This is a genomic window from Methylocystis sp. (assembly GCF_021731785.1).
Taxonomy (GTDB): Bacteria; Pseudomonadota; Alphaproteobacteria; order Rhizobiales; family Beijerinckiaceae; genus Methylocystis.
Map to the genome: position 1 here is coordinate 1 of NZ_JAKFWS010000096.1, position 13,934 is coordinate 13,934.

Annotated in this window: 13 protein-coding genes and 1 pseudogene; 11 read left to right on the forward strand and 3 right to left on the reverse strand. The window is 63.3% G+C overall.

What is annotated here, in order from left to right; genetic code table 11:
• The 5 genes and pseudogenes from QZ964_RS14970 to glyS form a co-directional block, all read left to right on the forward strand.
• Nucleotides 1-228, forward strand: a pseudogene (locus QZ964_RS14970) (hypothetical protein); the annotation flags it as partial.
• Nucleotides 229-371: 143 nt separating this feature from the next.
• Nucleotides 372-785: a hypothetical protein gene (locus QZ964_RS14975; RefSeq protein WP_292532444.1), complete on the forward strand. Its 414-nt coding sequence runs from the start codon at nt 372-374 to the stop codon at nt 783-785.
• 145 nt (nt 786-930) lie between these two features.
• Nucleotides 931-1,893 carry a thioredoxin-disulfide reductase gene (trxB, locus tag QZ964_RS14980; RefSeq protein WP_292532445.1) on the forward strand — a complete coding sequence of 321 codons (963 nt, stop codon included), beginning with the start codon at nt 931-933 and terminating at the stop codon, nt 1,891-1,893.
• A gap of 54 nt (nt 1,894-1,947) precedes the next feature.
• Nucleotides 1,948-2,478, forward strand: coding sequence for an endonuclease domain-containing protein (locus QZ964_RS14985; protein ID WP_292532446.1), 531 nt, complete (start codon nt 1,948-1,950; stop codon nt 2,476-2,478).
• 21 nt (nt 2,479-2,499) lie between these two features.
• Entirely contained in the window at nt 2,500-4,821 is a 2,322-nt protein-coding gene (gene glyS, locus QZ964_RS14990) for a glycine--tRNA ligase subunit beta (RefSeq protein ID WP_292532447.1), read from the forward strand.
• 129 nt (nt 4,822-4,950) lie between these two features.
• Here the strand turns inward: glyS and QZ964_RS14995 are convergent, their stop codons facing one another.
• The gene (locus QZ964_RS14995; RefSeq protein ID WP_292532448.1) at nt 4,951-6,177 is read right to left on the reverse strand and encodes a penicillin-binding protein activator; all 1,227 of its coding nucleotides are present in this window, start codon (nt 6,175-6,177) and stop codon (nt 4,951-4,953) included.
• Nucleotides 6,178-6,379: 202 nt separating this feature from the next.
• Between QZ964_RS14995 and rsmI the strand changes: the two genes are divergently transcribed.
• Both rsmI and QZ964_RS15005 read left to right on the forward strand, forming a co-directional pair.
• Entirely contained in the window at nt 6,380-7,294 is a 915-nt protein-coding gene (gene rsmI / locus QZ964_RS15000) for a 16S rRNA (cytidine(1402)-2'-O)-methyltransferase (RefSeq protein ID WP_292532449.1), read from the forward strand.
• Between the two features lie 211 nt (nt 7,295-7,505).
• Entirely contained in the window at nt 7,506-7,877 is a 372-nt protein-coding gene (locus tag QZ964_RS15005) for a YraN family protein (protein ID WP_292532450.1), read from the forward strand.
• Nucleotides 7,878-7,881: 4 nt separating this feature from the next.
• Here QZ964_RS15005 and QZ964_RS15010 read toward each other — a convergent pair whose 3' ends face one another.
• Complete coding sequence (locus QZ964_RS15010; RefSeq protein ID WP_292532451.1) at nt 7,882-8,628, reverse strand: metallophosphoesterase; 747 nt, start codon at nt 8,626-8,628, stop codon at nt 7,882-7,884.
• Nucleotides 8,629-8,770: 142 nt separating this feature from the next.
• On the opposite strand from QZ964_RS15010, the gene QZ964_RS15015 reads away from it, so the two are divergent.
• Nucleotides 8,771-10,480: a multiheme c-type cytochrome gene (locus tag QZ964_RS15015; protein WP_292532452.1), complete on the forward strand. Its 1,710-nt coding sequence runs from the start codon at nt 8,771-8,773 to the stop codon at nt 10,478-10,480.
• Between the two features lie 149 nt (nt 10,481-10,629).
• Entirely contained in the window at nt 10,630-11,598 is a 969-nt protein-coding gene (haoB, locus tag QZ964_RS15020; protein ID WP_292532453.1) for a hydroxylamine oxidation protein HaoB, read from the forward strand.
• A gap of 8 nt (nt 11,599-11,606) precedes the next feature.
• On the opposite strand, the gene QZ964_RS15025 is transcribed toward haoB, so the two are convergent.
• Nucleotides 11,607-12,476 carry a fatty acid desaturase gene (locus QZ964_RS15025; RefSeq protein ID WP_292532454.1) on the reverse strand — a complete coding sequence of 290 codons (870 nt, stop codon included), beginning with the start codon at nt 12,474-12,476 and terminating at the stop codon, nt 11,607-11,609.
• A 249-nt stretch (nt 12,477-12,725) separates the two neighbouring features.
• Between QZ964_RS15025 and tolQ the strand changes: the two genes are divergently transcribed.
• The gene (tolQ, locus tag QZ964_RS15030; RefSeq protein WP_292532455.1) at nt 12,726-13,469 is read left to right on the forward strand and encodes a protein TolQ; all 744 of its coding nucleotides are present in this window, start codon (nt 12,726-12,728) and stop codon (nt 13,467-13,469) included.
• Nucleotides 13,470-13,478: 9 nt separating this feature from the next.
• Complete coding sequence (locus QZ964_RS15035; RefSeq protein WP_292532456.1) at nt 13,479-13,928, forward strand: biopolymer transporter ExbD; 450 nt, start codon at nt 13,479-13,481, stop codon at nt 13,926-13,928.
• The last annotated feature ends 6 nt before the right edge of the window (nt 13,929-13,934 follow it).

Consider the following 13,934-nt stretch of genomic DNA (forward strand, 5'->3'; position numbering starts at 1 on the left):
GGCTATTACCGCCCGTGGCGGCGCGCCTGGCCGGTGTACGGCGCAGGATTGATAGGCGCCGGCTGGGGTTGGCCCTACTATTCCAACATCAGCTACAACAGCTGCTACCAGCTTCGCACGGTGTGGACCAACTGGGGCTGGCGGCGTCAATGGGTGAACGTCTGCTGGGACGGCTACGGCGGCTGGGGCGGCGGCTGGGGCAGCGGCTGGGGCGGATGGGGCTGGTAAGTCCCCGACTTATCAGCCTTTGACAGAGCCTTCCGTTTCGCAAGGGCGTTTGCCTCGACCGCTCGGCCGGAATTCGCCCCTGCCCGGCCAGTCGCAAGCGGCAATACCGTTCGCCTGCGTCATTCGCACGGGAGGAGCTGGACATGTCTAGATCAATCAAAGCGGCGACCGTGACCGGCGCTCTGCTCATCGGATTGATGGCCCATACCGGCGTCGCGCAGGCGCAGCGATGGGACGGATGGCACGGCTTCGGCTGGGGCGGCGGCGGCTTCCAAGGCGCGATACTGCCCGGCGTCGGCTGGGCCGGCCGTTGGGGCGGTCGGGGCGGCTACGGCCGGCCCGCGGGTTGGGGCCAGCCTTGGGGCTGGAGCTACTACCGCACAGACCTGCCTGCCTCTTCGCCGGGGTATGGTTGGGGCGGAGGCTGGCCCGGCTACACCAACGCGGGTTATGGCGACTGCTATCAGCGCCGCAGGGTGTGGACCCATTGGGGCTGGCGAAGCCAGTGGGTGAACGTCTGCCCAGGCTGGGGCGACGACGGCGGCTGGGGCTGGTAACCGGAGTCTCGCGCGGCGGCCTGTTTAGGCGCCCTTCCGATTTTCCGGGAGGGCGTTTTGCATTGGCCGGGTTACTGCGCCCACGCGGTTGCGGCGACGCTGATAATGGCTAGATTGCGGGCGTCGTCACTCGCGAGGCCACCTCATGCCGCAGCACGCGCGCGTCATCATCATCGGCTCCGGCCCGGCTGGCTATACAGCGGCGATCTACGCGGCCCGCGCGCTGCTCGAGCCGATGCTCATCGCCGGCTTCGATCAGGGCGGCCAGCTCATGATCACGACCGATGTCGAGAACTATCCCGGCTTCGCCGAGCCGATCCAGGGTCCCTGGCTGATGGAGCAGATGCGCCTGCAGGCGGAACATGTCGGGACAAAGCTCGTCTCCGACCATATTGTCGAAGCGCATCTCGACGAGCGGCCCTTCAGGCTCACCGGAGATTCAGGCAAGTCGTACACCTGCGACTCGCTCATCATCGCCACCGGCGCCAAGGCGAAGTGGCTCGGCCTGCCGAGCGAAGAAAAGTTCAAGGGTTTCGGCGTCTCCGCCTGCGCCACCTGCGACGGCTTTTTCTTCCGCGGCAAGAGAGTGCTTGTCGTCGGCGGCGGCAACAGCGCGGTCGAGGAAGCGCTGTATCTTTCCAATCTCGCGTCACATGTGACGATCATTCACCGCCGCGACGAATTCCGCAGCGAGCGCGTCTTGGTGAAGCGTCTGCTGGCGCAGGAAAACGTCTCGATTCTGTTCAATCACGTGATCGATGAGATCGTCGGCGACGAGAACCCACTGAGCGTCACCGGCGCGCGGGTCAAGAATATCGCGACCGGCGCGGTCCACACGCTTGCCGCCGACGGCGTTTTCGTCGCCATCGGCCATTCACCGGCTTCCGAACTGTTCCGCGGCCAATTGACGATTAAGCCGTCGGGCTACATCGCCGTCGAGCCCGGAACGACGCGCACCAGCATGCCGGGCGTCTACGCCGCCGGCGACGTCGCCGACGAAGTTTACCGTCAGGCGGTCACAGCGGCAGGGCTCGGCTGCATGGCGGCGCTCGAAGTCGAGAAATTCCTGCTCGACGCGCCGAAGCCGGCGGTCAAGGAAATCGCCTGAGATTCCCCTCCCCCGCTTGCGGCGGGGAGGGGCTAGAGGTGAGGGGGTCGCGCAATGAACGACAAAATGGATCGTTCAGACCCTCGAACGCCCCGCGCCCGAAAATTGCGACGCGAGGCGACGCCGGCAGAACGCAAGCTTTGGACACAGCTCCGACAGCTTGAAGTCGATAACGTTCATTTCCACCGACAGGCGCCGATCGGTCCCTATTTCGCGGATTTCGCCTGTCATCGCACGCGTATCGTCATCGAGATCGACGGCGCGCAACATGGCTTTGACGACGAACGGCTGCGAGATGAAAAGCGCGCGCGACTTCTTGAGACAAGCGGCTATCGCGTGCTGCGATTTTGGAATCACGAGGTTTTGCGCAATCTCGAAAGCGTTGTGGACACGATCTGCCCGGCGCTCTACCAAACGTTAGAGCGCGCTGCGAAAAAGTGGAATCCGGTTTTTCGCTCAAGGCGCGCTCTAAACTTTTTGAATCGATCACGTTATCTGCATTTGGGCGAATCCACCCAAATGCAGCGTGATCCAGAGCCCCCCACCCCTAACCACTCCCCGCCGCAAGCGGGGGGAGGGGAATGAGGCGCAGAGCATATAAGCGCGATGTCCGATCTCCTTTTCGAATTATTCTCCGAAGAAATTCCGGCGCGCATGCAGCGGCAGGCGGCGGACGACCTGAAGCGGCTCGTCACCAACGCGCTTGTCGAACGCGGCCTGATCTATGAGGGCGCCGCCGCCTACGCCACGCCGCGCCGTCTCGCGCTACAGGTGGTCGGGCTTCCGAACCGCCAGCCGGATTTGCGCGAAGAGCGCAAAGGTCCGCGTGTCGGCGCGCCTGAGGCGGCGATCGCAGGTTTTCTCAAGAGCGCCGGGCTCGCCTCGCTCGATCAGGCGAAGATCGAGAAGGATCCGAAGAAGGGCGAATTCTACGTCGCCGTGATCGAGCGCGCCGGCGCCGAGACGATCGACGTCCTCGCGGAAATTCTGCCGGCGATCGTCAAAAGCTTTCCCTGGCCGAAGTCGATGCGTTGGGGGACGGCGTCTGAGCGGCCGGATTCGCTGCGCTGGGTGCGCCCGCTTCATTCCGTCGTCGCGACCTTCGGACCCGAGACCGAAACGCCCGACGTCGTGGTTTTCGACGTCGACGGAATCGCGTCCAGCAATGTGACCTATGGCCATCGCTTCTTGGCGCCGCAGCCCATTCGCGTGAAGCGCTTCGAAGATTATGCGCTTGCGCTCGAACGCGCCAACGTCGTCATCGATCCGGCGCGCCGGCACGACATCATTTTGCATGACGCGAAGGATCTCGCCTTCGCGCAAGGGCTGGAGCTCGTCGAAGACGCGGGCCTTCTCGAAGAAGTCGCTGGCCTCGTCGAATGGCCGGTGACGCTGATGGGCGCATTCGACGAAAGTTTTCTCTCCATTCCGCCGGAAGTCATTCGCGCGACCATCCGCGTGAATCAGAAGTGCTTCGTGCTGCGCGAGGACACCGCGCTCACCAATCGCTTCATCCTCGTCTCCAATATCGAGGCAAGCGATGGCGGGGCGACGGTCATCGGCGGCAATGAGCGCGTCATCGCCGCGCGGCTCTCCGACGCGAAATTCTTCTACGAGACGGACCTCAAGTTGAGGCTCGAAGAGCGTCTGCCGAAGCTCGACGCCATCGTGTTCCACGAAAAGCTCGGGACGCAGGGCGAACGCGTCAAGCGGATCGCGGCGCTGGCGCGAGAGCTTGCGCCGATCGTCGGCGCCGACGCAGAGAAGGCCGAGCGCGCCGCGATTTTGTGCAAGGTCGATCTCGTTTCCGAAATGGTCGGCGAGTTCCCCGAACTGCAGGGGCTGATGGGCCGCTATTACGCGAGCGCGCAGGGCGAGGACGCGAGCGTCGCCGCGGCAATCGAGGAACATTACAAGCCGCAGGGGCCGGGCGACCGAATTCCGACCGATCCGGTGTCGATCGCGGTGGCGCTCGCCGACAAGCTCGACACGCTCGTCGGTTTCTGGGCCATCGACGAAAAGCCGACAGGGAGCAAAGACCCTTATGCGCTGCGCAGAGCAGCGTTGGGGGTGATCAGGATCTTGATGGAGAATGCGCTGCGGCTCCCAATCACCCTGACTTTGGGAGGTCATACTGGGCGCGTCCACATCGACATCTACTTCGAAAAGCTGAAGGGACAGATTCGCATCGTAAATGAGATGCCTAAAGCGGGCTTCTCGATCGAACAAAAGGAGCGGCTTATCCGAGAAGTTCTCTCTTCAGCCGACCCCGAGAGGGCTGCAGAATTTGCAGAAGCGCGCATTCATGGCGCATGGCAAGAAAGCCTCGACCTCCTGGAATTTTTCATCGATCGGCTGAAGGTCTACTTGCGCGACAAGGGGGCCAGGTACGATCTGATAGATGCGGCGCTCGGGGCGGTTCTGGAGACGGAGACCCCCACCCCTAGCCCCTCCCCGCAGGGGGGAGGGGAACAGGCGCCGCTACAGGACGATCTGCTCATGATCACGCGCAAGGTCGAGGCGCTCGACAAATTCCTTTCAACCGACGACGGCAGGAATCTGCTCGCCGGCTTTCGCCGCGCCGTCAATATTCTCAAGATCGAGGAGAAGAAGGACGGCGCGAACGCTTATGCGCATCGCCACGCGCCGAACCTTCGTATCGAGCCGCAGGAGCATAAGCTCGCCGCCGCCATCGCCCGCGCCCGCGAAGAGACCGCCGAGCATCTGGAAAAGGAAGATTTCGCCGGCGCCATGCGGGCGCTGTCGAAACTGCGCGCGCCGGTCGACGCTTTCTTCGACGATGTGACGGTCAATGCCGAGAACGCCGATCTGCGGCTGAACCGACTGCGCCTGCTTGCGGAACTGCGCCGCGTGATGATGGGCGTCGCCGACTTCGGCAAGATCGCGGGAGAGACGGGGACGGCATGAAGGATTTCCTCATCCTGAGGAGCAAGCGAAGCTTGCGTCTCGAAGGACGAGGAAATCCGGACGTTCTCAAATTCGCCCTCGTCCTTCGAGACGCGCCTTTCAGGCGCTCCTCAGGATGAGGGCGAATTCTTACGCGCCGTTGCCGGTGAAATTGCGCGGCGCCGGCGAAATGATCTTCGCCGAGCCGCCGCCGATCTCCAGCACCGACAGGCCGCGCTCATTGGCGCCGTCCGGCTTGAAGCGGAAGACGCCGTCGGCGCCGTTGAATCCGGAAGGGTTGGTCAATACGCTTTCCGAATAGCGCTGCGAGCCCTGCGACCGCGACAGCGCGATGGCGAGCGACACCGCGTCATAGGCGAGCGTCGCGACGCGCGCCGGGTCCGAGCCGTATTTCGCCTTGTAGCGCTGCGCGAAGGCGTTGAAGCCGGCGTTCTCCGGCGCGGTGAACCAGGCGCCCTGCAGCGCCGGCAGGTTCAGCGTGCGCGCGTCGTTCCACAGACCGGTGCCGAAAATCTGCACCTTCTTGGAGTCGATGCCGTTCGCCACGAGTTCCTTCGACACGGCGGTCATCGCCTCCGCCTGCTCGGGAATGAACAGCGCGTCGAATTGATCGCGCGCGGCGGCCAGACGCTTGACCGACTCGGCTGGCGCGCCCGGCTTGTAGCGCTCGATGACCGGCACGCGGATGCCATAGGTCGCGGCGCTCTGCTGGAACTGCGCCATCGCCAGCGTGCCGTAATCGTTTTCGGGAACGAGCGCCGCAATCGACTTCTTGCCGTGCTGCGACGCGTAACTGACGCCGCGGTCGACATAGCCCTCGACCGCGAAGGACAAAAGATAGCTGCCGCGGCCGGCGGCCGACGAGTCGGTGGAGAAGGCGATCATCGGCTTATTGGCGGCGCGGGCGACGCGGCTTGCCTCCTTAACGCCGGCGCCGAACACCGGACCCAGAATGATTTCCGCGCCCTCGTTGATCGCCGTCTGAGTCGCCGCGGCGGCGCCCGAGGGGGTTGAGCGGTCGTCCTTGACGAGGATCGTCACGTCATTGTCGCCGCTGTCGGCATAAGCGAGCTTGGCGGCGTTCAGGAGCGACGCGCCGACCGAGGACGGTCCTGACGGGCCGGTTAAGGGCACGATCAGCGCGATCTTCACCGCGCCTGTTCCGATCGCTTCGCCTTCCGCCGGCCCGGTCTGGGTCGAGGCGGTCAACTTAAGATCGCGCGCGCCGGGCGCCCAGGGTCCGCTCACCGGATTGCAGGCGGCGAGCCCGAACGCGAGTCCGAGAAGCGCGGCATGTTTCATCACGGCCCCGCGCCTGGGCGCGCCGGCGCGCCGGTGAGAAGACAATGTCGGCATAAAATCCCCCTGCGACCAAGGCTCTCGCCATGGCGCGGCTTATCTGCGCTAAGGTCCGAGTCCCTGGCGGAAAGTCAATATACAGCCCATTTGGAAGAATTGCGGCCTTGAGCGCGGTTTGGACGCATCTTGGGCGCAGTTTGCGCTTGTCCTGTTAAACGAACATCATGTATCTTAAAAAGAACGAACATCGGCCACGCCCATGATCATCGAGGCTGCTTCTCCGCCTGCTGCGAGCTACACCGCCTTTGGCCTGCGCGCCGAAGCGGAAAGGATCGAGCCCGGGCTCCACCTTGTCGCGACGCCGATCGGCAATTTGAAGGACGTTTCGTTTCGCGCGCTTTCCACGCTCGCCGCGGCGGATGCGGTGATCGCCGAGGATACGCGGGTCACCAAGACGCTGCTCGCCCATTACGGGATATCGACGCCGCTCGTCGCCTATCACGAACATAACGCCCGGGTCATTCGCCCGCATCTTCTGGCGCGTCTGGAAGCGGGAGCGAAACTCGCGCTCGTCTCCGACGCCGGCACGCCGCTCGTCTCCGATCCGGGGTTTCGACTCGTTCAGGAGGCGCTCGAAAAGGGCGTGCATGTGACTTCGGTGCCAGGGCCCTCCGCCGTGCTCGCGGCGCTGGTCGTCGCCGGACTGCCGACCGACCGCTTCTTTTTCGAGGGCTTTCTACCGCACAAGAGCGGCCCGCGCCGCGCGCGCCTCGCCGAACTCGCTCAGATTCCCGGCACGCTGGTGTTTTTCGAAAGCCCGCGACGGCTGGTCGAAACGCTCGCCGACTGCGCGGCGGTGCTGGGCGGGCGCAATGCGGCGATCGCCCGCGAACTGACCAAGATGTTCGAATCGGTCCGTCGCGGGACGCTCGACGAACTCGCGGCGACGCTCGCAAAAGAGGAGCCGCCGAAGGGCGAAATCGTGCTGCTTGTCGCGCCGCCCGGCGCCGGCGCGGCAGAAACGGCGGCAGCCGATCTCGACGCCAAAATCGAGGAGGCGCTGACCGCGCATTCGGTGAAGGACGCCGCGAGCGTGGTATCCGCCGCGACCGGCCAACCCCGCCGCCAAGTCTACGCCCGGGCGCTGGAGCTCGCTGCGGGGCGCGGGAAATGAGCCGGCGCAATTTGCCCTCTTCCGTCCAGAAGCAGGATAGGTGCCCCTCTTCCATTGGGAGAGGGTGGCTGCGAAGCGGCCGGGTTAGGGGTAACTCCCTCTCCTTCTTTGCGCCTGAGCGAAGGCCGCGAGATTCTGTCCCCTCCCCCCGGTCCTTCGGACCGACCCTCTCCCCTTGGGAGACGGTTGCGCGCCCTTTTTGGAGAGAATATTGAGCGACGACGCCCGCCGCGCCGCCTATGTCTACGGCCTGCGCGCCGAGACCGCGGCGACGCTGTGGCTGCGGTCTCGGCTCTATCGCATTCTCGCGCGCAATGTCCGGGCGCATGGCGGCGAGATCGACATCATCGCGCGGCGTGGGCGCACGATCGTCTTCGTCGAAGTGAAAGCGCGCGGCGATCTCGACGACGCGGCAATCGCCATCACGCCGCAAAAGCAGCGCCGCTTCTCGCAGGCTGTGGGCCGCTGGCTCGCCGCAAACCCCTGGGCGATGAACTATACGCTGCGCGCCGACGCGATCTTCGTTGCGCCGCGGCGGCTGCCGCGCCATCTCGAAAACGCCTTCGAGCTTCGCGTCGGCTGAGCCATCACGCGGTCTGGATAAACCACCGCTCGAACCCTTCCAGCGCCACCGCCGTAAGCACGCCGCTTCTTACGGCATCGGTGTCGAGATTGATCCGGTTCGGCAAATCCTCGACGTCGCGATGCGGCGTGTGCCCATGCACGATCACCTTGCCGAAGGACTGCTCGCAGTCGAGAAACCCTTCGCGAATCCACATCAGATCATGAGGGTCCTGCAGATGCAGCGGCCGGCTGCGCCGCACGCCGGCATGGCAGAAGAAATAGCCGCCATATTCGGTCCAAAGCCGGGTGTCTTCGATGAAGCGGCGATGTTCGTCCGGGAAATGCGCGAGAAATTTCACCCGAACCCTCGACGCGCCGCCAATCGCGACTTCCTCGCCGGCGTCGACTCCATAGGAATGCAGCGTCGTCAGCGCACCATTGGCGACCCAATCGTCGAGCGCCGCGGCGTCGTCGATAAAGCGCAGCAACGCGTCTTCGTGATTGCCGCGCAGCGCGACCATCGGCGTGGGAAAATCCTTGGCCGACAAGCGCTTCAAAACGCCGTTGGAGCCAAGGCCGCGGTCGATATAATCGCCGACGAATATAGTGACGGCCTGTTCGCAGCGGCGCGCCGCGAGATCCTCGGCGATCGCTTCCGCGAGGGCATGGAGAAGATCGGCGCGCCCATGAATGTCGCCGATCGCGTAAAGCCGCATGCCGGGCGGCGCTTCGGCGGTGCTTAAGGCGGAAGGGAAGGAACGAATCGTCATGGCTTCCCTTCATGTATCGTCGCGAAGCGTCTTGACGAGCGGCTGGGGCAATGGGTGGCCTCATGGACGAGGAGGCCTGTGGTCCTTTCCGCTCGCTGCCCCGGAGCCGAGAATACAGCCAGACGCAGAAGGGGCAGGACGCATGCCAAATTTTTCGAAAGTTTTGGATTATGCGGCCCGCGTCGCGCCAATTGTCGCGTTCACCCTGACCTTCGCCGTCGGCGCGCCGGCCTTTGCCGAGACGCCCGACGAAACCTTCAAGGCGCTTGGCCTTGAGAAATCCGCTTCGCCGAAAGAACTCTATGATGCGCTGACCAAGCGCTACTACGACGAATCGCAAGGCGCCGGGAAAGGCTCGTTCTCGAAATATTGGGAGCCGATCCCAATCTCGAAATATCTCAATCCGCACGACTTCTATAAGCCGCCGCATACGATCGACATCGACGCCAAGCGCGCCGACTGCGTCGAGTGCCACAGCCAGGTCACGCCCGGCTGGACGCATAGCTGGAAGGGTAGCGTGCACGGCAATCTCGACGCGATCCGCAACCTCCCCGACAGCGACGCGCGCACCTATAAGAAGGCAATGATCACGGAGGTCGAGAACAACCTCCGCTCGATGGGATCGCTCAAGGCCGGCGAGAACCTGAAAGAGGTCGGCTGTATCGACTGCCATATGGGAGTCGGCAAGGACCATGGCCAGCACAACACCGAACTGCGGATGCCCGACGCCGCCGCCTGCGGACAGTGCCATGTGCAGCAGTTCGCCGAGCGCGAATCCGAGCGCGACACTTTCACCTGGCCGCAGGATCAGTGGAAGCCGGGGCATCCCTCGCACGCGCTATCGATGAAGGCCAATGTCGAGAATGCGGTGTGGGCGGCGATGGAGCAGCGGGAGGTCGCGGAAGGCTGCACCTTCTGTCACACGCCGCAGACGACCTGCAACTCCTGCCACACGCGCCACGAATTCTCGGCCGTGCAGGCGCGTAAGCCGCAAGCCTGCGCGATCTGCCACAATGGCGTCGATCACAATGAATTCGAGGGCTACATGCTCTCGAAGCACGGCACGATCTATCAGACGCGCGGCGACACATGGGACTGGAACGTCCGTCTCGCCGACGCGATGGAAAAGGGCAATATGAACGCCCCGACCTGCGCCTTCTGCCACATGGAGTATCAGGGCAAGTTCACGCACAACATGGTGCGCAAGGCGCGCTGGGCCTTTGTGCCGATGCCGAAGATCGCGGAAAATTTGAGCCACCCCTGGTTCACGCAACGCAAGGAGTCGTGGGTCTCGACCTGCTCCAACTGCCACTCAGACCGCTTCGCCCGCGCCTATCTCGACGGCATGGATAAGGGGATCATCTCCGGTCTTGAGATCACCGAGAAAGCGCGCAGCGTGTTGGTGAAGCTCTACGCCGACAAACTGTTGCCGGGCCAGACAACGAACCGTCCGGCGCCGCCGCCGCCCGAGAAGGACGATGCCGGCGGCTTCTTCCAGCTGTTCTGGCAGAAGGGCAATAATCCGAGCGCCATTGAATATGTCTTCGCCGACATGTGGGAGCATCATCAGATCAAGCACTATAAGGGCCTCGCGCATATGAACCCCGGCGGCTACACCTATACCGAAGGCTGGTCGCAACTTATCGGCGCGGCGGCGAAGATCAACGACGAGGATACGAAGCTGCGCGAGGCCGCCGAAATCCGCGCCGAGCTGAAGCGCATCGCAGGCCAGAAGCGCGGCGACCTCGATCTCGATTCGCCGACGCGTCGCGCCTGGGCCGGCGGACTTGGGCTCCTCGCCATGCTTGCCGGCGCCGGCCTGCTGATGCAACGCGGACGCAAGGGCGGGTGAGCGTCCCGCATGTCGTTCCCGGCGCGCGAAAGCGCGACCGGGAATCCAGGGGCCTTCTTCGAAGCATTTGGCTGTTGCTTTGGATTCCCGCTTTCGCGGCAAAGACATTCGGGCGCCGGAAGAATCGGAACTCTGACAGTTAGGCGCACATGACTCCCCGCATTCGGCTTATCGTCGGCGTCGCGCTCATCGTCTTCGGCTTCGCCCTCATCGGCTGGGCGATTTACGCTGGCCTCAATCCGAGCGTTCCCTTTGAAGCGCGTCTCGCGCCGATTTCGGCGGAAGCCGCGAAGGATGTCGAAGGCTTCGGACTTCCAGCCGAGCGCCTTCAGCAGATCCAAGTATCGGCGAAGGACGAGCGGCGTCCTCTCGCCGCTGGCGTCGTCGCGCGCGACGACGCCGGTCGGCTGACGCCGCTTGTATGGCGCAATCAGGTGACCGAGCCGATGCTCTTCTCTGACGTTTCGGCGGAGGATGCGGCAAAGGTTCTTGCAGCGATCCGCGAGCATACGCCGCAGGACGCCGTCGTGCTGGCATGGTGGGACTTCTCGCGCGCGATCAAGCTTGTCGCAGGACGCGCCGCGCCGCTCGACGACGCAGAGGCGCGCGGTCTGTTGTTACCTGCCGCCTGGTCGGCCGCCGCGGCAATGGAGCGCCCGCGATGGGGGGCGGGAGTCCCGACCTCGTCAGCGAACAGTTTCACACGATTTATCGACGCGTTGCTCAACGCCGATGAGGCGCATGCGAGCGAAGCCTTGAAGACGCTCGCGGGCGGCAAGCCCGCCTATGTCGCGGTGCGCATTTCCGACGTCTGGAGGCTCGCTGCCGTACGGCCCGAAAAGCTCTCGATCGCTTATAAAGATTTCGCCGCGACCGGCGTTTCGCATGGGCTCATCAAATCCGCCCAGCAATGGCTACGCGACGAGAAGATCGACGGCGGCTTCGCGGTCGAGCCGATCGGCGGCGCAACGCGGCTGCATTATCTTGAGCGAAAGAGCGACGGCGACCGGCTGATTGCGCGGCTGCTGCCGTTCTCCACCTCCCTGCCCGCGCCGCTAACGCGATTTTCGCTCGTCTATCAGCACAAGGGCTGGTGGATTTATCAGCTCAATGAGTGAGCCGCCAACTATCGCACGCCGCGCAGCGCATGCAGCGGAAAATGCAGGAACGACCAACTCACGTTGGTGATCAACTGCGGCGGAATGTCCTTTTCAATCTGGCGATGCAAGGCCGGCAATTCGCTCCAATGCACGGTCGGGTTGAGATGGTGAGCGGTGTGGAACCCTAGATTTCCGCTTCGGCGGTTGAAAACGGCGTGAGTCGTATTGTTGGCGATGGCGAAAGGATTGTTCGACGATTCATCGCATCCGCAGTGATTGAGAAAATCGACATAGCGCGTGAAGAAGAACACGCCGAAGTGCCAAGGCAAAACGAAGCCGAGCGTGAGCAACGGCCGCCAGGCGAATAGCACGCCGATAAATCCGAGATAAAGGCAGTGTTCGACAAGAGCCCAGCGATAGTTGATCGGCTTCTTGATGTGGCTGAGGACGCCCTTTTCATAGGCCTCATAAAACGGTCCCACGATCGTCGGCCGCATTGAACGCCAGCAAAACGCCAGCGCGCCGCGCCACGAAAAACTTGCGCTCACATCAATATTTCGCGCGCGAAATTTTTCGTCGTGCCGACAATGATGGCCGTAGACATGCTGAATGCGCCAGTTCGACGCGGTGATGCCGGTGGTCGCGCCGAGCATGAGATCAAGCAGCAGATTGCATCCGCGCGACGTCGTGAAAGGATGATGGACGTGAAGGTGCAACAGGTAATTGGCCGAGCCGTTAATGGCGATGAAGGCGAGAATATAGGCGGAAAGCTCGACCAAGGAGAGCGATAGAAAGTAAGGGAGGAAAAATACGACAGTCGTGAAAAGCGCCTGAAGAATGTTGCATATGTCCTCTCGCCGGCAGAATGGCCGGCCGCCAGAAACGACAACGCGCATTGCAGCAATCCCTGAAAAAAATTCGCTCGGCGTCCGGCCCTCCGGATGATTCCGTGATCCTTAACGCTCTGTCAAAACCAGCCGCCGGCGCGTTTAGAGGTTTCCTTAACCCTTACGGCTTGTTAACTCCTCCCCGCTATGGTTTGTTGTGCGGCGCAGGGCGGCCCAACAAATGGCGAAATTGCGGGCGATAGACCGGGCGTCGCAGCCAAAGTCGCCATAGAGCGCCTGCCGACTCAAGGACAAATCATGAATCCAGCCGAGATCGCCGCGAGCCCTCTCGCCGCTCCTGCCGCCGACATCACGATCTGGAGCATGTTCTGGGGCGCGCATATCGTCGTCAAGATCGTCATGGTCGGACTGCTTGCCGCGTCGGTCTGGTGCTGGGCGATCATTATCGACAAGACGCTGCTCTTTTCCCGCATGCGCCGCTCCATGGACCGTTTCGAGGAAAACTTCTGGTCGGGCAATTCGCTGGAGGAGCTTTACAGCAAGCTCTCCGAGCGGCCGCAAACCGGCATGGCGACGCTTTTCGTCGCCGCAATGCGAGAATGGAAGCGCTCCTTCCAGGCGGGTGCCAGCGCCTCCTTCATGGGGCTGCAGGCGCGCATCGAAAAAGTGCTCGACGTCTCCATCGCCCGCGAAGTGGAGAAGCTTGAATCGAATCTGCTGGTGCTCGCGACCGTGGCGTCGGCCGGCCCCTTTATCGGCCTGTTCGGCACGGTCTGGGGCATCATGACGTCGTTCCGCTCGATTGCGGCCTCGAAGAACACCTCGCTCGCCGTCGTCGCGCCCGGCATCGCCGAGGCGCTGCTCGCCACTGCGATCGGCCTGTTCGCCGCCATTCCGGCGCTGATCGCCTACAACAAAATGCAGGGCGACGTCGCCAAGGCGCAGGCGCGCATGGAAAGCTTCGCCGACGAATTCTCGGCGATTCTGTCGCGACAGATCGACCAGCATGCGGCCTCGTCCAACCGCGACCGCGCGGCGTAAGGGGCGGGCATGGGCGCTTCACTCTCGGCCCCGGGACGTAAGGGCGGCAGGCGGCGGCGCGGGGTGCCCCGCTACGGCGCCATGGCCGAAATCAACATGACGCCGTTCATCGACGTGATGCTGGTGCTGCTCATCATCTTCATGGTGGCGGCGCCCCTGCTTGCGACCGGCGTCGCGGTCGATCTTCCGCAGACGAGGGCCGGCGCGCTTAACATCGACCAGAAGCCGGTCTCGATCGCCATCGACGAAAAGGGACAGGTCTATCTGATGGATCAGCCGGTCGAGACGACGCAATTGCTCGACAAGCTCAAGGAAGCCGCCAAGCAGGGTTTTGACGAACGCATCTATGTCCGCGGCTCGAAGGCGGTGAATTACGGCCGCGTCGCCGAGGTGATGTCGCTTGTCATAAGCGCGGGCTACAAGAAGGTCGCGCTGGTGACAGAGCAGGAGAAGAAGTGAGCTGAG

Bases quoted from the DNA above. Each gene is read 5' to 3' on its own strand.
- rsmI (WP_292532449.1), top strand. From the start codon at position 6,380: ATGATCATCGAGGCTGCTTCTCCGCCTGCTGCGAGCTACACCGCCTTT.
- QZ964_RS15015 (WP_292532452.1), top strand. From the start codon at position 8,771: ATGCCAAATTTTTCGAAAGTTTTGGATTATGCGGCCCGCGTCGCGCCA.
- QZ964_RS15025 (WP_292532454.1), bottom strand. From the start codon at position 12,476: ATGCGCGTTGTCGTTTCTGGCGGCCGGCCATTCTGCCGGCGAGAGGAC.
- QZ964_RS14975 (WP_292532444.1), top strand. From the start codon at position 372: ATGTCTAGATCAATCAAAGCGGCGACCGTGACCGGCGCTCTGCTCATC.
- tolQ (WP_292532455.1), top strand. From the start codon at position 12,726: ATGAATCCAGCCGAGATCGCCGCGAGCCCTCTCGCCGCTCCTGCCGCC.
- glyS (WP_292532447.1), top strand. From the start codon at position 2,500: ATGTCCGATCTCCTTTTCGAATTATTCTCCGAAGAAATTCCGGCGCGC.
- QZ964_RS15010 (WP_292532451.1), bottom strand. From the start codon at position 8,628: ATGACGATTCGTTCCTTCCCTTCCGCCTTAAGCACCGCCGAAGCGCCG.
- QZ964_RS14985 (WP_292532446.1), top strand. From the start codon at position 1,948: ATGAACGACAAAATGGATCGTTCAGACCCTCGAACGCCCCGCGCCCGA.
- haoB (WP_292532453.1), top strand. From the start codon at position 10,630: ATGACTCCCCGCATTCGGCTTATCGTCGGCGTCGCGCTCATCGTCTTC.
- QZ964_RS15035 (WP_292532456.1), top strand. From the start codon at position 13,479: ATGGGCGCTTCACTCTCGGCCCCGGGACGTAAGGGCGGCAGGCGGCGG.
- QZ964_RS14995 (WP_292532448.1), bottom strand. From the start codon at position 6,177: ATGCCGACATTGTCTTCTCACCGGCGCGCCGGCGCGCCCAGGCGCGGG.
- trxB (WP_292532445.1), top strand. From the start codon at position 931: ATGCCGCAGCACGCGCGCGTCATCATCATCGGCTCCGGCCCGGCTGGC.